Origin of the sequence: Pseudomonas fluorescens (genome assembly GCF_001902145.1) — a bacterium.
Lineage (GTDB): Bacteria > Pseudomonadota > Gammaproteobacteria > Pseudomonadales > Pseudomonadaceae > Aquipseudomonas > Aquipseudomonas fluorescens_BV.
The window spans coordinates 568,851-586,447 of the sequence record NZ_MRST01000025.1; the positions used below are offsets into that span (position 1 = coordinate 568,851).

Genomic DNA, 17,597 nt, shown 5'->3' on the forward strand with positions numbered 1-17,597 from the left:
CATACAAATGCACTAGTGCGACTAGTGCGAATTCGCCTTATTGCGCGAGGGTGCAAGCAATAACCTTCAAGGGATCGTATCTATGCCTTGAAGGAACCCGCATGTTTACCCTCTCTCAACTGCGCAACTGCATCGAAGAAGGCCTGTCACCGCTGACGTGCGAATTCACCCTGTGCCGGGATGCGTCCTTGACCCTCAAGGTCTACGACGCCGAGACCGGCCGCGTCGACCTGGTGGTCACCGGCATCAGCACCAACCGCCTGCAGACCCCACAGGAAGTGGAGAAAATGGTGGATGAGTTGCGCTACGAACTGCAAAGCAACAACGTCGGCAAGCTCACGCTGGATGATTTGCCTTTATCGCCGCTCCCATGAAATAAAACACCCCGCCGGCAACGATAAACGCCCCCAGCATGTAGAACATGTAATGGGCCGGCAGGCTGGCCAACACTAGCCCACACAGCACCGGCCCCAGCGCGGCGCCGAGATTGGACAGGTTCTGCGCCCCGTAATACATGCCCCGCAGGTGGTCCGGGGCAATTCGGTCGATAAACATGTATTCGGCCGGGAACACGATGATTTCCCCGACGGTGAACACCGCCATCGCCAGCACCCAGCCCACCACGCTGGTGGACAGCCCGAAGCCGATCAACCCCAGCATGAACATGCTCAAGCCAGCGATCAGCCACTGGCTCAGGTAACGGTGCGAGATGCGCCGGCCAATCAAGTACTGCAAGGCAATCACTAGCACGGCGTTGGTGGTCAGCACCGCGCTGATCACCGTGTAGGTGTATTCGGCGGTCGTGGTGGTCACCAAGTACTGCGACAGGTAGGCCGTGAACTGGCCGAACACCACCGCGCTGAGCAAACCGCCGAGGGTGAAGCACACCAGGCGACGGTCCTGCAGCAAAACGCGGGCGACGGCAAGGAACGGCACCGGCTTTTGCGTGGTGTCCACAGTGGCCAAGTTACGGTCACCCCAGCGCCCATACAGCAGAAAAAACCCCAGCCCTAACAGCGCCGACAGAATAAACGGCAGGCTGATATCCAGCTTGGCCGCCATCGCGCCAAAGAACGGCCCTACGGCATAGCCGATATTGGTAAGGGTGTACTTGATGGAAAACACTTCGCTGCGCGCGTGTTCGGGCAACAGGCTGGCGAAGCCGGCTTTCACCGCAATATCAATGACGGCGTAGGCCAGGTTGATCAGGATCAGGCAGCCATAGAACGCCCAGATATTGTGCGCCAGCACCGTGCCGATAAACCCCAGCACAAACACCAGGCTCAAGCCGAGCAACAGGCGATAGCTATTGATGCGGTCGACCAGGAAACCGCCGTAGACACTGAGTAGCGAACCGACGATCAGCGAACTGCCGATCACCAGGCCGACCTGGGTAATGTCCAAGGAGAAATGGCTAGTGAGGTAGATCACGAGATAAGGAAAGGTGATGGCCTTGGCCAGCGTCAGCAGCAACGTGGCGCACAGCAACAGGTTCACAGTGCGGGGGTAGGTTCTTATGGTGGCAAGCATCCTGCTCTCGTTCTTCAAAGGTAACGCGACCATTGCGGTCGGTTACCTTAACGCAAGAACCATGAAACGAGCAGGTGCCCCGGCGGGATTATTTCTTGACCGGCGTAATTTCGAGGATGGTGCCGTTGGTGGTCTTGAGCAGGACGTACTTGTCGCCTACGCGCGCCCATTGGCTCTCATCTTCGGGCTGTTTGAGGCCGCGCTTTTTCCAATCGCTGATGGCCGATTCCTTGCGCATCAGGATATCCGGCGCGCGGTCGCCTTCTTTCAAGTCACGGGCGTTGATGTTTGAAGGTTGCACGGTTTCCTGAGGGGTATCGCCGGCCTGCACGGCAGCGCTGGCAGTGGAAAAGCTGGCAGCAACCAGCAGGCAAGCGGCTATGGTTTTCGACTTCATGGGTGCTCCTTCAATTAATGGTGCGTACCCAGGTTCCGACCGCGGCGGCGCGCAATCATTCAGCTTGCTAAGTTTTTCCTCTGTGGGTCACTGAGTGGGAGTACCTTGATGAAAGACCATGCGCCACTGCCCTGCCTCTTCACGCCACACGGAACTGCGCAAGGAATCCCCTACACCCTCTCGATGACCGCGATAGGTCACCAGCGCCACGCCGTCGCTCAGCATTTTCACGCCAAACCCGGACATGCTTCGCGCTGAAAACACCTCATCCTCCAACCCGGTAATCACCTCGGCCTTGCTGCCCCATACAGTCCCGCTGGCACCAAATTCAACGAAATCATCGGCCAACAATTGTCCCAGCCGATCCGCATCCGAGCGCGTCGTACAACCCTGCAGCTCCTGTTCCAGGGAGAATAAATACGCGTGAAGTTCCATCCCGATTGCCTCCATGAAATTAATCCTGTAATTTTTCATGAAATTATTCGAATTAAATTTCATGAACCAGCAACAAGAACTTGCCACCCTCGCGACCCTGATCCACGACTTGCGCAAGCACAAGAAACTCACCCTGGCGCAATTGGCGCAAAAAATCGAGCGCTCGGTGGGCTTTCTGTCTCAAGTGGAACGTGGGTTGTCGCAACCCACCGTAGCCGACCTGACCGCCATCAGCCACGCCCTCGACGTGCCCACCACCTATTTCTACAGCCTGCCCAAACCCAAGGCGGTGGACTGGGTCACCCGCCCCAACGAGCGGCGCACGGTGTATTACGCCAATGGCATCACCGACATCCTGGTGTCGCCGAGCATGAACGGCGCGTTCTCGATGCTCGACAGCCTGTTGGCCCCCGGTGCCAACAGCGGCAAGCAAAGCATGAGCGACCGCGCCGAACAGGCCGGTTTTGTGCTGGAGGGCGAGCTGACGCTGTGGGTGGAAGGTGAGCCCGATGCAGTCACCCTCTACGAAGGCGACAGTTTCCACCTCGCCAGTTTCGCTCACTGCCGCTACGCCAACCTGACCGACCTGCCCGCCCGCGTCTTGTGGGTTTACAACTAGGAGCTGCACCCGTGAAAAGCCATTCCTCCACGTTGCTGGCCGAAGTACGGAGCTTTCGCCAGAACCACCCCGACGTGCGCTATGTCGACCTGATCGCCCTGGATATCCCCGGGCATTTCTACGGCAAGCGCTACCCAGTGGAGATGCTTGAAAAAGTCGCCGCTGGCAGCCCGCTGAAGCTGCCGCAGAATGCGGTATTGCTGGGGGCCCAGGGGGGGCTGTTCAAGATTGGCGACTACTGCTTCAACGATGGCGACCCGGACGCCAATCGCCGATTGGTGCCCGGCACGCTCAAACCGGTGAACTGGGAGTCGCAGCCATTGGGGCAAATGCTCATCACCTCGGACGGCACCGAGGCACCGATCGAGTTCGAGCCCCGCGAAGTCCTGGCCAAGGTACTTGAACGCCTGCAACACAAAGGCATTCACCCGGTGGTGGCGTTTGAGCTGGAGTTCTACCTGTTCGATAAACAGCTGGAAAACGGCCTGCCGCAATTTGCCCGCGACCCGCTCAGTGGGGATGCCGACGACCAGCCCAACCTGCATATCGAACGGCTGTCGCGTTTTAGCAACGTGCTCGACGACATGGCGCAAACCGCCAAGGACCAAGGCATCGACATCACGGTGATCACCGCCGAGATCGGCCCCGGCCAGTTCGAGATCAACTTCGGCCACTGCGATGACGGCCTGCGCGCCGCCGACTGGGCTGCCCTGTTCTGCCGCAGCACCCGTGGCGTCGCGCTCAAGCATGGTTATCGCGCCAGCTTCATGGCCAAGCCCTACCTGCAGTTTCCCGGCAGCGGCATGCACGTGCATGTCAGCCTTTACGATGCAGCGGGCAATAACCTGCTCGCGACCCATCAGCAGCAGCCATTACGCCACGCCGTAGCCGGTTGCCTGGAATTGCTGCCCCACTGCATGCCGATCTTCTCGCCCAACCACAACGCCTTCCGCCGCCTGGGCGGCACGGTCAACGCTGCGACGCGTGCAAGCTGGGGCTTTGAAGACCGCGATGCCTGTGTGCGCATCCCCGAGTCCGACCCGCGCAACCTGCGGATCGAGCATCGCCTGGCCAGCGCCGATGCCAACCCTTACCTGGTGCTGGCGGCAATCCTGGTGGGCCTGGAGCACGGGCTTGAGGCCAAGCGCGAACCCATCGCGCCATTGAACGAAGACCGCAACAGCGGCACCGATTTCCCGGTGGAAATGCTCGACGCCGTGCGTGCCATGCAGCAGCAACCAATACTGCGCGACAAGCTGGGCGCGGAATTTGTCGAGGTGTATTGCGAGAACAAACGCCAGGATCACCTGGCTTTCCAGCAAGAGATTCACGCGCGCGAATATCGCTGGTTTCTCTGACCTAACCAAGGAAGCACAGATGAGCGACCAAGCCGCCCCGGCCCTCAAGGAAATCTTCAACATCGAACGCCTGCAACACATCGCCAGCGAGATGACGGTGGTGTACCCGGCGTTCGACGCCAAGGGTTTTCTCCGGCACGCTTGCATCGGGCTGGCCGAGTTATCGGTGATGCAACGCATGGCCCGGGTCAGCGAAAGCCTGCACGCAGTGATCCCGCTGGATTACGCGCAAACCCTCAAGCTGCTTTACGCTCTGGCACCGCGCATCAACAGCGGCTTTGTCAGCCTGTTCCTGGCGCATTACGTGGCGAGTTATGGCCTGGGTGATTTCAAACGGTCAATGGCCGCGCTGAAGTTTTTCACCACCTTTGGTTCGGCCGAGTTCGCCATTCGCCACTTCTTGCTGCACGACTTCGAGCGCACCTTGGCCGTGATGCAGCAATGGTCGCTGGATGGCAACGAACACGTACGCCGCCTGGCCAGTGAAGGCTCACGCCCTCGCCTGCCCTGGTCGTTTCGCCTCGCCAACGTGCAGGCCAACCCGGAGTTATGCGCGTCAATCCTGGATACCCTCAAGGCCGACAGCAGCCTCTATGTGCGCAAGTCGGTGGCCAACCACCTCAATGACATCACCAAGGACCACCCCGACTGGGTGCTCAACGTGATCGAAGGCTGGAACCTGGACAACGCCCACACCGCCTGGATCGCTCGCCATGCGTTGCGCAGCTTGATCAAGCAAGGCAACATCCGCGCGCTGACGATCATGGGTGCCGGAGCCAAGGCTGAGGTGACGATCAATCGACTGAGCGTCACCCCCGCCGTGATCCGATTGGGCGAGCGGATCAATCTGTCATTCAACCTGGAGTCCACCGCCACCCACGCGCAAAAACTGGTGGTGGACTACGCCATCGACTACGTAAAAAGCGCTGGCCACAGCGCAGCCAAAGTGTTCAAGCTCAAGGCTTTTACCTTGGGCGCCGGCGAACGGCAGACCATCAACCGCGAGCAGCACATCCGCGAATTGACCACGCGCAAGCACTACCCCGGCACGCATCGGGTACATGTATTGATCAACGGCGAACGCCTGGCCAGCGCAGAATTCGAACTGCTCAAGTCTTGATCCAGACCACTGAAAGGCTCTAGCACGGGCCTTTCAGCCCGATTAATTGTCGAACAATCCTGGTCTTTGCCGTTGAGATCCATTATCATCCGGCGCCTTCTCGCTACCCGCCGGGTAGCTGTTTCAATGTGTCACCCGAGGCGCCCATGTACCGTTTTTCGTTTCACCGCCCTTTGATTGCTATCAGCCTGGGGCTGGTTTCCCATTCCGTCAGCGCAGCCCTGCAACCCATAGCCGAAGCACCACTGGCCAGTGACACCGAGCTGCACTGCCACTTCAACCGCGACGCCAGCACCGACTGCACCACCACCTACCGCTACACGATCCTCAAGTCCAACGGCCGCGAAATGCTCTCGCGCATCGACTTCGACTACTCCGAAGCCGACACCTTTGAAGTGATCAGCGCACAGTCCACTCAGCTTGGCGCTAAGCCGGTCGCCCTGGCCGCCACGCAAATCGATACCCGCAGCGCACCCAACCCGGACCAAGGCTTCAGCCGCGACAAGCAAACCTCCTTGGCCTTCCCCAACCTGCGCGTGGGCACACAGATTCGCTATACGGTGCGCCAGCACTACCCGGCGAAACCGCTGATGACCCAGTTCCACTATGTGCTCAAGTTCGGGCCCAGCTCAGCCCGTCGCGATCGCTTCAAGGCACGCTTTACCGCCGAACGGCCAATCCAGTGGCGCAGCGAATGGTTCGACGGTTTCAAGGTAACGCCTTCGAGCAACGGCAAGACCCTGGACGTGGCGCTTAAAGCGCCGATCTACCTCAACTACATCAATGAATCCTCCGCTGCCGCCCTGCTGCGCGTCCCACGCTTGGAAGTGGGCAGCGCCGTGGACCGCCAGGCGTACTTCGGTGATTTCGCCCAGCGTTACAACCAGATCCTCGGCGCCACGCTGCCAGCGCAAGCCGCTGCCGCAGTCGTCGCCGCACGCAGCTTGGCGCCGGCGGAGCAAGTCGCTGCGCTGATGCAGCACATCAATGATCACTACCGCTACCTGGGTGACTGGCGTGCGACCGAGCGGGGCTATGTGCCCTTCAGCCTCGCGGAAATCGAGCAGCACGGCTACGGCGACTGCAAGGACCTGGCGACCCTGCTGACGGCCATGCTCAAGGCCAGTGGCATCAAGGCTGAGACCGCATGGGTCAGCCGTGGCGACGTAGCCGATGCCTTGCTGATTCCCGGCACCCAGGCGCCGAACCACGCCATCGTGCGTGCCGAAGTGAATGGCCAGGTGTGGTGGCTTGACCCGACCAACCCGGTCTTCGCCCCTGGCCAGACCATGCCCGATATTCAGGACCGCTGGGTGCTGGTCAGCGATGCCCAGGGCCAGGTGCGTGAAGAACACATCCCACTGGAGCGCCCCGAAGTCTCGATACGCCTGGACAAACAGGTGCAGTTCGGCGCGCAGGGCGATGGCGCCGTCGAGGCCACCGTCACCTTCAGCCGCCTGCCGCTGATGCAACTGAGCGTCGCTGACCGCCAGCAAGGCACCACCGCCACCGACCAGAACATCTGCGCCAACTTCGGCAACGACATCAGCGACTGCCAGATCACCCGCGAACCCAGCGGATTTGTGGTGCACGACGGCTATAACGTCACCGCCCGCATGAACGATCAACGCGCCCTGGAAAAACTGGCCAACGACTATGTCTACACCGACCCGTCCTTGAAAGACCGTTGGGAAGGCTACATCAACTATCGCCGCCAAGGGCAACAGGCCGACCTCTACCTGGGCAACCCAGAGACCTACGACTACACCTACACCCTGGCAGGCGGGAAGATGGAGAAAGCTATCCCCGGCTGCAAGGTGCGCTCGCCCTGGTACGACCTTGACCTGGACGGAAAGCTGGAGGAGGGCTCGCTGCGCTATCACTATCGCCTGAGCCAGAAAAAGCGCTGGCTGACCCATGCCGAGGTCACCAGCGATGCGTTCGGCAAGATGATTGAAGAGGCTCGTGCCTGTGCCGAGCAGGTGCATCAGGTAGTAAAGCTCTAGACTGTCCCTGACACACCACGGTCAAAATGTGGGAGCTGGCTTGCCTGCGATGACGGCCGGTCAGCTTGCACATCAGTGACTGACACAACGCCATCGCAGGCAAGCCAGTTCCCACCTGTTAATCCGTGTTCGTCAGTGGGATTCGCCGAGCAACAAGCCCTGCTCCCGCGCGCACAACTCCACCACATAATCCCACAACACCCGCAACCGCACCGACTTGTGCAGCTCCCGGCGCGAGCTGATCCAATAGCTGCGCTGGATACCCTCCGCCGGCAGCAACGGCACCAACTCTCCATCCCCAGCCGCCATGAAACATGGCAACACCGCAATGCCCAACCCCGAACGCGCCGCCTGGTGCTGGGCGATCACGCTGGTGCTGTGGAACACCACCTTGGGGTTACGGCAGAAGCTGTTGAGGAGCTTCAGTTCCTGGCTGAACAGCAGGTCATCGACATAATCGATCCAGGCATGGGCAGCGAGGTCTTCACGTTTTTCGATCGGTGGGTTGCGTGCCAGGTAGGCACGGCTGGCGTACAGCGCCAGGCGGTAGTCGGTAAGTTTGCGCGTCACCAGTTGATCGGCGCTGGGGCGTTCCAGGTGAATACTGATCTCCGCTTCGCGATTGAGGATGCTGACAAAGCGCGGCACCGCAACCAGCTCCACCTCCAATCCTGGATAGCGTTCAAACAACCCGCCCATGCGCGCGGCCAGAAACATCACGCCCAGCCCTTCGGCTACGCCAAGGCGAATCTTGCCCAGGGGCGCCGCAGAGTGGGTGAGCTCGTCTTCGGCCAGCAGTGCCACATTTTCCATAGCCTCGGCATGTTTGAGCAATGCTTCGCCGGCAGGCGTCAGTTCATAGCCCTGGGCGTGCTGCACAAACAGCGCCGTGCCGAGGCTTTTCTCGATGGCGTCGATATGCCGCGCCACGGTGGCATGCGTGGTTTTCAGGCGTTGGGCGGCGGTGAGCAGGCGGCCACTGCGCTGCAACTCGAGAAAAAACCGCAGGTCATTCCAGTCGAACATATCGCCTCCAGAGCCTGGGCCAGCCGGCGTTGTTTAAAAACGCACAGCGGGTGGGTAAAAACTAACATTTTTAAGACGAAAACTAACAACTAGGATGGGCCCAATAAGAAAAACAAGCGAGACCCCAGATGCCCAATGCAACTGCTGAATACGATTACATCGTCGTCGGCGCCGGCCCTGCCGGATGCCTGCTGGCCAATCGTCTGTCCGCCAACCCGGCTCACCGTGTCCTGCTGCTGGAAGCCGGTGGCCGCGACAACTACCCCTGGATCCATATCCCCGTCGGCTACCTGTTCTGCATCGGCAACCCACGCACCGACTGGTGCTTCAAGACCCAATCCCAAGCCGGCCTGCAGGGGCGCGCCTTGAGTTACCCGCGGGGCAAAGTGCTGGGCGGCTGCTCGTCCATCAACGGCATGATCTATATGCGCGGCCAGGCTCAGGACTACGATGGCTGGGCAGCGGCGGGCAACGCGGGCTGGGCCTGGAAAGACGTGCTGCCACTGTTCAAACAGAGCGAAAACCATTTTGCCGGCGGCTCTGAATTCCACAGCGAGGGCGGCGAATGGCGCGTCGAGCAACAGCGGCTGTCGTGGCCGATCCTCGATGCGTTTCGTGAGGCGGCGGCCCAGAGCGGCATCGCTAATATCAATGACTTCAACCAGGGCGATAACGAGGGCTGCGGCTACTTCCAGGTCAACCAGAAAGCCGGTGTGCGCTGGAATGCGGCGAAGGCGTTTCTCAAACCGATCCGCCAGCGGCCTAACCTCACCGTGCTGACCGATGTCGAGGTGAACCGTGTGCTGTTGGAAAACGGCCGCGCCTCGCAGGTGCTCGGGCGTCAACACGGCCAGTCAATGAGCTGGAAGGCGCGCAAGGAGATCGTATTGTGCGCTGGCTCCGTGGGTTCGCCGGGCATTCTGCAACGCTCGGGGATCGGCCCTTCCCACGTGCTCAAGCCATTGGGTATTGACGTGGTGCATGAACTGCCAGGCGTTGGCGGCAACCTGCAAGACCACCTGCAACTGCGCCTGATCTACAAGCTGGAAAATGCCCGCACCCTGAACCAGATCGCCGGCACATTGTGGGGCAAGATGGGCATGGGCCTGCGCTACCTGTACGATCGCAGCGGCCCGCTGTCGATGGCGCCCAGCCAGCTCGGCGCATTTGCCCGCTCCGGCCCGGAGCAGACCTCGGCCAACCTGCAATACCATGTGCAGCCACTGTCCCTGGAGCGCTTTGGCGAACCGTTGCACGGCTTCCCGGCATTTACCGCGTCGGTCTGCGACCTGCGCCCGCAAAGTCGCGGCCGGGTGGATATTGGTTCGGCCAACCCGGCGGATGCACCGCTGATACAACCCAATTACCTCAGCCACCCCGAAGACTTGCGTGTGGCCGCCGACGCTATTCGCCTGACCCGGCGCATCGTCGCCGCTCCGGCCCTGAGCCAGTTCAAACCGGTGGAATACCTGCCCGGCGAAGCCCTGCAAACTGAAGAACAACTGCACGAGGCAGCCGCACGGATCGGCACCACGATTTTCCATCCGGTGGGCACCTGCCGCATGGGCGATGACAAAGATGCCGTGGTCGACAGCCAGCTGCGCGTACACGGCATTCCCGGCCTGCGCATTGCCGATGCGTCGATCATGCCGCGCATCACCTCCGGCAATACCTGCTCACCCACGCTGATGATCGCGGAGAAGGCCGCCCAACTGATCCTTTCACCGACTACTGTAGGAGCGAGCTTGCTCGCGAAAACCCCACCAGCACCGCGCACTACAGGGCACCCCGCGTAACACTTGACGATTTTCGCGAGCAAGCTCGCTCCTACATGAAGTTGAAAAACACCGGCGCCGAGATTGGCGCCGACAGTGGAACAACAATAAATAATCACTGTGAGGGACACCCGATGTCAGAACATGCTCAACCCCTGGGCTCGGCGGCCAGTGCAAGTACCGCCAACGAATCAAGAAAGGTCATCTTCGCCTCCTCCCTGGGGACGGTGTTCGAGTGGTATGACTTTTTCCTCTACGGCGCCCTGGCGGCGGTGATCAGCAAGCAGTTCTTTGCCGGGGTCAACGACACCACGGCGTTTATCTTTGCCTTGATGGCCTTCGCCGCCGGTTTTGTAGTGCGGCCATTCGGTGCTCTGGTGTTCGGCCGCCTGGGCGATATGATCGGGCGCAAGTACACCTTCCTCGTGACCATCATCCTGATGGGTGTGGCAACCTTCTGCGTCGGGTTACTGCCAACCTACGCCAGCATCGGCATTGCCGCGCCGATCATCCTCATTGTGCTGCGCATGCTGCAGGGCCTGGCGCTGGGCGGTGAGTACGGTGGCGCCGCCACCTACGTGGCCGAGCATGCGCCACCGGGCAAGCGCGGCCTGCACACCAGCTGGATTCAATCCACCGCCACCCTTGGCCTGCTCTTGTCGTTGCTGGTGGTGCTGGCCTGCCGTTACTTCACCGGCGACCAATTCGAAGTGTGGGGCTGGCGCATTCCGTTCCTGTTTTCCATCGTGCTGCTGGGCATCTCGACCTGGATCCGCATGAGCCTGCACGAATCGCCCGCCTTCTTGAAAATGAAAGAGGAAGGCAAGGCCTGCAAGGCGCCGATTCGCGAGTCCTTCGGCAAGTGGGAAAACCTCAAGGTGGTGCTGATCGCCCTGTTCAGCATCAACGGCGGGCAGGCGGTGACCTTCTACGCGGCGCAGTTTTATGTGCTGTTCTTCCTCACCCAGTTCCTGCGCATGGACCCGGCCCTGGCCAATATGCTGTTGATCATCAGCGTGGTGATCGGCGCGCCGTTCTTTATCCTGTTTGGCTGGCTGTCGGACAAGGTCGGGCGCAAGCCGGTGCTGATGCTCGGCCTGCTGCTGGCGACCGCGCTGTACTTCCCGATCTTCAAGGGCCTGGCGCACTACACCAACCCCGCAATGGACCAGGCCAGCCAACAGGCACCGATCACCGTGCTGGCCGACCCGGCCACCTGCACCTTCCAGTTCGACCCAGTGGGCAAGGCTCGTTTTGACAGCCCCTGCGACAAGGTCAAGACCTTCCTGGTCAAACAAGGCCTGCCCTACAGCAGCGCCGCCGCCCCTGCAGGCAGCCCGGTGCAAGTGAGCGTCGGCGATGTGCGTATCGACGGTTTTGATGAAGCGGCCCTGCGTGGCGCCGTGGCCCTGGCCGGCTATCCATCATCGGCGGACGTGGCCCAGGTCAACAAGTTGATGGTGGTGGTGCTGATCGTGGTGCTGATCTTCATCGCCGCCATGTGCTACGGGCCTTTGGCGGCGCTGATGGTGGAGCTGTTTCCGACGCGCATCCGCTACACCTCGATGTCCCTGCCCTACCATATCGGTAACGGCTGGTTTGGCGGGTTCCTGCCGACGGTGTCGTTTGCCTTGGTGGTGTACACCGGCGATATCTTTTATGGGTTGTGGTACCCGGTGGTGGTGACGGGCGTGAGCCTGATCGTCGGGTTGTTCTGCCTCAAGGAAACCCGGCATGTGGATATCGAAAACAACTGATACCTCTTCCCTGTAGGAGCGAGCTTGCTCGCGAAGGTCGTTAACGATGACGCGGGGAGCCTGGTGCCCCGCGTCGCTCTCAGGTTCTTCGCGAGCAAGCTCGCTCCTACAGGAATATCTGGCGCTCACACAAATTGCTGTACATCCATACAGACAACAGTTGCTCAAATCCTTTCAAATAAGCATCCTGCAAGGCATCAACCCGATCTGATGTGATGACCATGCGGCTGTACCTCTGTGAAAAACCCTCCCAGGCCAAGGATATCGCGGCCGTGCTCGGCGCCAGCCGCCGCGGCGATGGGTGCTGGCTGGGTAATGGAGTCACGGTCACCTGGTGTATCGGCCACCTGCTGGAAACCGCACCGCCCGACGCCTACGACGCCAAATATAAACGCTGGGTGCTGGCCGACCTGCCGATCGTCCCGGAAAAATGGAAGATGCTGGTCAAGCCCAAGACAGCCAGCCAATACAAGGCCGTCAAGCGCTTGCTGGGGGAAGCCCAGGAACTGGTGATCGCCACCGACGCCGACCGCGAAGGCGAGATGATCGCCCGTGAACTGGTGGAGCACTGCCGCTACCGCGGGCCGATCCAGCGGCTGTGGCTGTCGGCACTCGACGACGCCTCCATTCGCAAGGCCCTGGCGGCGCTCAAACCCGGTGCAGAAACCTTCAGCCTGTATCACTCGGCCCTGGGGCGCTCGCGCGCCGACTGGCTGATAGGCATGAACATGAGCCGCCTGTTTACCCTGCTGGGGCGCCAATCCGGTTACCAGGGCGTTCTCCCGGTAGGCCGGGTGCAAACCCCGACCCTGCGCCTGGTGGTGGACCGTGATCGCAGCATCGCCGACTTTGTGCCGGTGGCCTATTGGGCCATTGATGTCGACCTGCGCCACGAGCACATGACCTTCACCGCCCAATGGCGCGCCCCTGAGGATGCCTGTGACGACCAGGGCCGCTGCCTCAATCCACAACTGGCGCGGGACGCCGCCGACGCCATGCTCAACGCCGCCACGGCGCGGCTGGTGAAGCTGCGTACCGAACGCATGCGCGAGGTGGCGCCCCTGCCCTTCGACCTCGGCACCTTGCAGGAGATCTGTTCGAAGAAGCTCGGCCTGGGCGCCCAGGAAACCCTGGACATCGCCCAATCCCTGTACGAAACCCACAAGGCCATCACCTATCCGCGCAGCGATTGCGGCTACCTGCCGTTGAGCCAGCACACTGAAGCACCGAAGATTCTTGCGGCGCTGGGCCGTGCGGACACAGCGGTCAACGAGCTGATGTCGCACATCGACCCCCAGCGCCGCTCACGGGCCTGGAACGACGCCAAGGTCAGTGCCCACCACGGCATCATCCCCACCGGGGCCGGCAAGGATGTCAGCCAACTGACCGGCAAGCACCGTGCGGTCTATACGCTGATTCGTGCGCGCTACCTGGCGCAGTTCCTGCCCAACCATGAATACGACCGCACCCAGGCCGATTTCGACTGTGCCGGCCAGGCATTGCGCGCGGTGGGCAAAGTGGTCATCGAACCGGGCTGGAAACGCGCCTTGCCCGAAGCGCTGGCACCCGCCAAAGGTCGCGAAGCCCCTGCGCCCCAAGCTTTGCCGACGCTGGTGCAGGGCCACGACTACGCCGTGGCCAAGGTCAACCTCAAGGACCTGTGGACCCAGCCGCCCAAGCCCTTTACCGAAGGCGACCTGATCAAGGCCATGAAAAACGTCGCCAAGCTGGTGGAGGACCCGTTGCTCAAGCAAAAACTCAAGGACACCACTGGCATCGGCACCGAGGCCACCCGCGCCGGAATCATCCAGGGCTTGCTGGATCGCGGTTATCTGGTGAAAAACGGCAAGGCCCTGTCGGCAACCCCGGCCGCGTTCAGCCTGATTGACGCCGTCCCCCGTGCCATCGCCGACCCCGGCACCACCGCCATCTGGGAACAGGCACTGGACATGGTGCAAAGCGGCGAAATGAGCCTGGAAGAATTCGTCGCCAAGCAAGCGGCGTGGATGAGCAAGCAGGTGGCACGCTGTAACGGCATGCGCATGACTATCACTGGCCCCGCCAGCCCCACAGGCCGAGGTGCAGCGCCGTGGAAAAAGAAGCGCAATGCCGCCCCACGTAAGGCTGCTGCCAGCCCCAAACGAGGAAAAAAACCGGCAAATGCGGGATAAATACCGAAAAAAACCGGCACATGACGTTTTTCGACAGGTTTAACGCCGCATTGGCCCTTGCTCCGGCGGGTTCGGTCTAGGATTCTGTAGGGGATCTGGACTACCAACAACAACACCGGAGTGGCCGCCATGAAGACCGTTGCACAACTGCTGAAAGCCAAGGACCAGAAAAACCAGGACGTCCACACGATCAAATGGGACCACACCGTATTTGAAGCGCTGGTGCGGATGTCCGAGAAAAACGTCGGTGCCTTGCCAGTGGTCAGGGATGACGTGGTGGTCGGCATCATCAGTGAACGGGATTACGCACGTAAAATCATGCTCAAGGGCCTCTCGTCAGTTACCACCAAGGTCCATGAGGTGATGAGCTCGCCGGTGATCACGGTGGATACTCACAAGAGTGTCGAGGAATGCATGAACATCATGACCGACAGTCACCTGCGCCACCTGCCGGTGGTCGAAGACGGCAAACTGCTGGGCCTGCTGTCTATCGGTGACCTGGTCAAGGAAGCAATTGCCGAACAAGCGGCCTTGATCCAGCAACTGGAACAGTACATCCGCGGCGAATAGGGGGAACCCATGCTCGACACGCTGGACCATCAGGAAGACCACCTCGACACCCTGCACCGGGCCATGTCCGGCCGACGTTTCCTGGTGCTGACCGGCGCAGGGATCAGTACACCTTCGGGTATCCCGGATTACCGTGACGGGGAAGGTGTACGCCGGGGCAAGCCACCGATGATGTACCAGGAATTCCTCGCCACTGCCGAGGCGCGGCGCCGCTACTGGGCGCGGGCGATGCTGGGGTGGCCACGGGTGCGCATTGCCCAGCCGAACAAGGCCCACCTGGCGCTCGCGACGCTGCAGCACCGTGGCCACATCAGCGGGCTGATCACGCAGAACGTCGACACCCTGCATGACCAGGCCGGCAGCCAGGATGTGATCGAGCTGCATGGCAGCTTGCATCGGGTGCAGTGCCTGGATTGCCAATTGCGTAGCGAGCGCGACGTGATCCAGCGGCAGATGGAAGTCGATAACCCGCACATGGCACAGGTTCATGCGGTGCAAGCGCCAGATGGCGACACCTTGCTCGATCCGGCGTTTGAACAGCGCTTCCAGGTACCCCGCTGCCCGCACTGCAACGGCGAACGGCTGAAACCGGATGTGGTGTTCTTTGGCGAGAACGTCGCGCCGGCGACGGCGCTCAAGGCAATGACGGCGATAGAGCATGCCGAAGGGCTGTTGGTGGTGGGGTCGTCGCTGATGGCCTATTCGGCGTTTCGCCTGTGCAAGGCTATGGTTGAACAGGATAAGCCTGTGATTGCCATCAACCTGGGCAAGACTCGGGGTGATGAGCTGTTGCAGGTGAAGATCCAGGCCTCATGCGAGCAGTTGTTGCCGTTGCTGGCTGCTCAACTCGGATAGAACAGCGATACAGATCAACTGTGGGAGCGGGCTTGCTCGCGAATGCGGAGTGTCAGCCAATACATAGTTGTCTGCCCCACCGCTTTCGCGAGCAAGCCCGCTCCCACATGGATCCTGCGGCGAATTGACCACCGTAGCTGTGCGACCCACCGCACGAAAAATGACGCCCAAGTCACGTTTTCCCGCATTCCCCCGTCCCCACGGCAATTTATGTAGTGAGCAAAAATAATCACTACATAACCGTTGACGTAACCTTTTTGTCCTTGCATGATCTAGACGTCTCTCGGATCGGGAGCGTTGGTAACAAGCGTTTTGAACAGGCTCGTCTGACCGCCGAGCTGTTTTTCCGGATGTGCACTGCCCACAAGGCAGATTGATGAAGCTGACCGGCCCCGAAAGGGACAGGTACAAGGCGCTAAAACGCGGCTTGTCTTCGTAATCAGAGCATTGCGTAGCAGTCCATCAGCAAGACTACATGCATCAGCTTCAAGACCCTGCCCGTATTCGGCAGCCCGTCGCTGACGCCCGGTTTAGTGACCGGAGACAACTTACTGGTATTAACGAATCAACTAATAGATCGCCAACTGGTCAAGGGGCTTACACATGAATCTGAACAACCAACCAACTATCGATGAATTGGCTGAGATGTTCGCAGCGCAGAAAGACACACTCGACGACCATATCCTGTGGATTGGCAAATCGGGCGAAGTGCAAATTGACTGCCTGGCGCCCCATACCGAAGAAGCCGAGTTTGACCGTAACAACCGTGAGCTGGCGGCGCGCCTGAAGATGTACCGTCGTGGCCAGGGTTATGTCGGCAAGAAGGCCGCCGCTGATCGCAACTTTATCGAGCAAGTGTTCGACACGCTTAACAATGCCTGGGCGTCTTTCAAAGACAGCTCGCAAGTTAAAGTGATCGACCGTTACTACTAAGTAGTACTCCAATCAATGTGGGAGTTGGCTTGCCAGCTCCCACATTTGTATTTACTGGTTTAGAAAGTTGGAAACCTGCCCTTCCCCGCCTCATCTCGAAAGATATCAAACAACACCTGCGCCGCCGCTGACAGCTCATGCCCCGGTTTAGTCAGCACCCCAATCGGCCGCTCGATCACCGGGCCGGTCAAGGTAATGCAATGGGCCCCCGCCTCCTCCATCTGCCTGGCGCATAACGCTGGCACCGCGCTGACCCCCAAACCGCTGGCAACCATTTTGCCCACCGTCGCCAGTTGATGGCTTTCCAAGGCAACGGGCAATTTCATCTGCAAGGCGCCGAGGTGTTCTTCCAGCATCACTCGCACGGTGGAAGGCCGCTGCAGGGTGATGAACGGCTGTTCCAACAGGGCTTTCCAGTCGATTTCAGCACGCTGTACCAAGGCTGAATCTCCCGGGACCACTGCGACAAAGCGATCCAGGTACAACGGCGTGAACGCCAATGACGAACCATCAGACGGCTCGAACGCCACCCCCAGCTCCACCTGACGGTCGCGCACCATTTCCAGCACCTGCTCATTGATCAGGTCATGCACCGTCACGTTCACCTGGGGGTAACGGGCGCGGAATATCTTCAGGATCGGCGGCAACAGGTTGCCGGCGAACGACGGCATAGCGGCCACCGTGACGCGGCCGCGTTGCAAGGTAAAACGCTGGCGCAGTTCGTCTTCGGCGTTGTCCCAATCGGCAATCAACCGGCGGGCCAGGGGCAGCAGGGATTCACCTTCAGGGGTCAACGCGACGTTACGGGTATTACGGCTGAACAAGCGCCCGCCCAAGCCTTCTTCCAGGCCCTTGATGGTCAAGCTCAACGCCGATTGGGAGAGGTGCAAACGCTCGCAGGCCGCGGCAAAACTAAGGCTTTGCGCGACGGCGAGAAAGGCACGCATCTGTTTGACGGTCATGACGCAGCTCCGGACGACGATTGGACTATGCTGTTTTCTAAATCAATCAACCTTAAAAAACAACTTAACAAATCAATTCGCTG

The 17,597-nt window shown here is 60.4% G+C and carries 16 protein-coding genes; 11 read left to right on the forward strand and 5 right to left on the reverse strand.

Features of this window, described 5'->3' with window-relative positions; all coding sequences use genetic code 11:
• Positions 1 to 101: 101 nt before the first annotated feature.
• Positions 102 to 374, forward strand: coding sequence for a DUF1652 domain-containing protein (locus BUE92_RS18970; RefSeq protein WP_073525696.1), 273 nt, complete (start codon positions 102 to 104; stop codon positions 372 to 374).
• Here BUE92_RS18970 and BUE92_RS18975 read toward each other — a convergent pair.
• From BUE92_RS18975 to BUE92_RS18985, 3 genes are all read right to left on the reverse strand, one after another.
• Positions 337 to 1,530, reverse strand: a complete 1,194-nt coding sequence (locus BUE92_RS18975) for an MFS transporter (RefSeq protein WP_073525697.1) — start codon at positions 1,528 to 1,530, stop codon at positions 337 to 339. The two genes, BUE92_RS18970 and BUE92_RS18975, sit on opposite strands and share 38 nt — an antisense overlap.
• Before the next feature lie 88 nt (positions 1,531 to 1,618).
• Positions 1,619 to 1,927: an RcnB family protein gene (locus BUE92_RS18980; RefSeq protein ID WP_073525698.1), complete on the reverse strand. Its 309-nt coding sequence runs from the start codon at positions 1,925 to 1,927 to the stop codon at positions 1,619 to 1,621.
• An 87-nt stretch (positions 1,928 to 2,014) separates the two neighbouring features.
• A complete protein-coding gene (locus tag BUE92_RS18985; protein ID WP_256673985.1) occupies positions 2,015 to 2,425 on the reverse strand; it encodes a nuclear transport factor 2 family protein in 411 nt (136 codons plus the stop codon).
• On the opposite strand from BUE92_RS18985, the gene BUE92_RS18990 reads away from it, so the two are divergent.
• The 4 genes from BUE92_RS18990 (at position 2,424) to BUE92_RS19005 (ending at position 7,465) form a co-directional block, all read left to right on the forward strand.
• Positions 2,424 to 2,981: a helix-turn-helix domain-containing protein gene (locus BUE92_RS18990; RefSeq protein ID WP_073525790.1), complete on the forward strand. Its 558-nt coding sequence runs from the start codon at positions 2,424 to 2,426 to the stop codon at positions 2,979 to 2,981. The two genes, BUE92_RS18985 and BUE92_RS18990, sit on opposite strands and share 2 nt — an antisense overlap.
• A gap of 11 nt (positions 2,982 to 2,992) precedes the next feature.
• On the forward strand, positions 2,993 to 4,339 hold the full coding sequence (locus tag BUE92_RS18995; RefSeq protein WP_073525699.1) for a glutamine synthetase family protein: 1,347 nt from the start codon (positions 2,993 to 2,995) through the stop codon (positions 4,337 to 4,339).
• 19 nt (positions 4,340 to 4,358) lie between these two features.
• The gene (locus tag BUE92_RS19000) at positions 4,359 to 5,459 is read left to right on the forward strand and encodes a DNA alkylation repair protein (RefSeq protein WP_073525700.1); all 1,101 of its coding nucleotides are present in this window, start codon (positions 4,359 to 4,361) and stop codon (positions 5,457 to 5,459) included.
• 146 nt (positions 5,460 to 5,605) lie between these two features.
• Entirely contained in the window at positions 5,606 to 7,465 is a 1,860-nt protein-coding gene (locus tag BUE92_RS19005) for a DUF3857 domain-containing transglutaminase family protein (protein WP_073525701.1), read from the forward strand.
• 132 nt (positions 7,466 to 7,597) lie between these two features.
• Here the strand turns inward: BUE92_RS19005 and BUE92_RS19010 are convergent, their stop codons facing one another.
• Positions 7,598 to 8,491, reverse strand: a complete 894-nt coding sequence (locus BUE92_RS19010; RefSeq protein ID WP_073525702.1) for a LysR family transcriptional regulator — start codon at positions 8,489 to 8,491, stop codon at positions 7,598 to 7,600.
• Between the two features lie 128 nt (positions 8,492 to 8,619).
• On the opposite strand from BUE92_RS19010, the gene BUE92_RS19015 reads away from it, so the two are divergent.
• From BUE92_RS19015 to BUE92_RS19045, 6 genes are all read left to right on the forward strand, one after another.
• Positions 8,620 to 10,287 (forward strand): GMC family oxidoreductase, encoded by a 1,668-nt coding sequence (locus BUE92_RS19015; RefSeq protein WP_073525703.1) that lies wholly within the window; start codon positions 8,620 to 8,622, stop codon positions 10,285 to 10,287.
• A gap of 113 nt (positions 10,288 to 10,400) precedes the next feature.
• Positions 10,401 to 12,023, forward strand: coding sequence for an MFS transporter (locus BUE92_RS19020; RefSeq protein WP_032892452.1), 1,623 nt, complete (start codon positions 10,401 to 10,403; stop codon positions 12,021 to 12,023).
• A 221-nt stretch (positions 12,024 to 12,244) separates the two neighbouring features.
• Entirely contained in the window at positions 12,245 to 14,194 is a 1,950-nt protein-coding gene (locus BUE92_RS19030) for a DNA topoisomerase III (RefSeq protein WP_073525791.1), read from the forward strand.
• 129 nt (positions 14,195 to 14,323) lie between these two features.
• The gene (locus BUE92_RS19035) at positions 14,324 to 14,764 is read left to right on the forward strand and encodes a CBS domain-containing protein (RefSeq protein WP_034127063.1); all 441 of its coding nucleotides are present in this window, start codon (positions 14,324 to 14,326) and stop codon (positions 14,762 to 14,764) included.
• A 9-nt stretch (positions 14,765 to 14,773) separates the two neighbouring features.
• Entirely contained in the window at positions 14,774 to 15,619 is an 846-nt protein-coding gene (locus tag BUE92_RS19040) for an NAD-dependent protein deacetylase (protein WP_073525705.1), read from the forward strand.
• 603 nt (positions 15,620 to 16,222) lie between these two features.
• The gene (locus BUE92_RS19045) at positions 16,223 to 16,552 is read left to right on the forward strand and encodes a hypothetical protein (RefSeq protein WP_003190335.1); all 330 of its coding nucleotides are present in this window, start codon (positions 16,223 to 16,225) and stop codon (positions 16,550 to 16,552) included.
• 59 nt (positions 16,553 to 16,611) lie between these two features.
• Here the strand turns inward: BUE92_RS19045 and BUE92_RS19050 are convergent, their stop codons facing one another.
• Positions 16,612 to 17,514: a LysR family transcriptional regulator gene (locus BUE92_RS19050; RefSeq protein ID WP_073525706.1), complete on the reverse strand. Its 903-nt coding sequence runs from the start codon at positions 17,512 to 17,514 to the stop codon at positions 16,612 to 16,614.
• Positions 17,515 to 17,597: the final 83 nt, after the last annotated feature.

Coding starts and splice junctions, on each gene's coding strand:
- BUE92_RS18980 (WP_073525698.1), bottom strand. CDS start 1,927: ATGAAGTCGAAAACCATAGCCGCTTGCCTGCTGGTTGCTGCCAGCTTT.
- BUE92_RS18975 (WP_073525697.1), bottom strand. CDS start 1,530: ATGCTTGCCACCATAAGAACCTACCCCCGCACTGTGAACCTGTTGCTG.
- BUE92_RS19035 (WP_034127063.1), top strand. CDS start 14,324: ATGAAGACCGTTGCACAACTGCTGAAAGCCAAGGACCAGAAAAACCAG.
- BUE92_RS18985 (WP_256673985.1), bottom strand. CDS start 2,425: ATGAAATTTAATTCGAATAATTTCATGAAAAATTACAGGATTAATTTC.
- BUE92_RS19045 (WP_003190335.1), top strand. CDS start 16,223: ATGAATCTGAACAACCAACCAACTATCGATGAATTGGCTGAGATGTTC.
- BUE92_RS19000 (WP_073525700.1), top strand. CDS start 4,359: ATGAGCGACCAAGCCGCCCCGGCCCTCAAGGAAATCTTCAACATCGAA.
- BUE92_RS19005 (WP_073525701.1), top strand. CDS start 5,606: ATGTACCGTTTTTCGTTTCACCGCCCTTTGATTGCTATCAGCCTGGGG.
- BUE92_RS19040 (WP_073525705.1), top strand. CDS start 14,774: ATGCTCGACACGCTGGACCATCAGGAAGACCACCTCGACACCCTGCAC.
- BUE92_RS19015 (WP_073525703.1), top strand. CDS start 8,620: ATGCCCAATGCAACTGCTGAATACGATTACATCGTCGTCGGCGCCGGC.
- BUE92_RS19030 (WP_073525791.1), top strand. CDS start 12,245: ATGCGGCTGTACCTCTGTGAAAAACCCTCCCAGGCCAAGGATATCGCG.
- BUE92_RS19020 (WP_032892452.1), top strand. CDS start 10,401: ATGTCAGAACATGCTCAACCCCTGGGCTCGGCGGCCAGTGCAAGTACC.
- BUE92_RS19010 (WP_073525702.1), bottom strand. CDS start 8,491: ATGTTCGACTGGAATGACCTGCGGTTTTTTCTCGAGTTGCAGCGCAGT.
- BUE92_RS18990 (WP_073525790.1), top strand. CDS start 2,424: ATGAACCAGCAACAAGAACTTGCCACCCTCGCGACCCTGATCCACGAC.
- BUE92_RS19050 (WP_073525706.1), bottom strand. CDS start 17,514: ATGACCGTCAAACAGATGCGTGCCTTTCTCGCCGTCGCGCAAAGCCTT.
- BUE92_RS18970 (WP_073525696.1), top strand. CDS start 102: ATGTTTACCCTCTCTCAACTGCGCAACTGCATCGAAGAAGGCCTGTCA.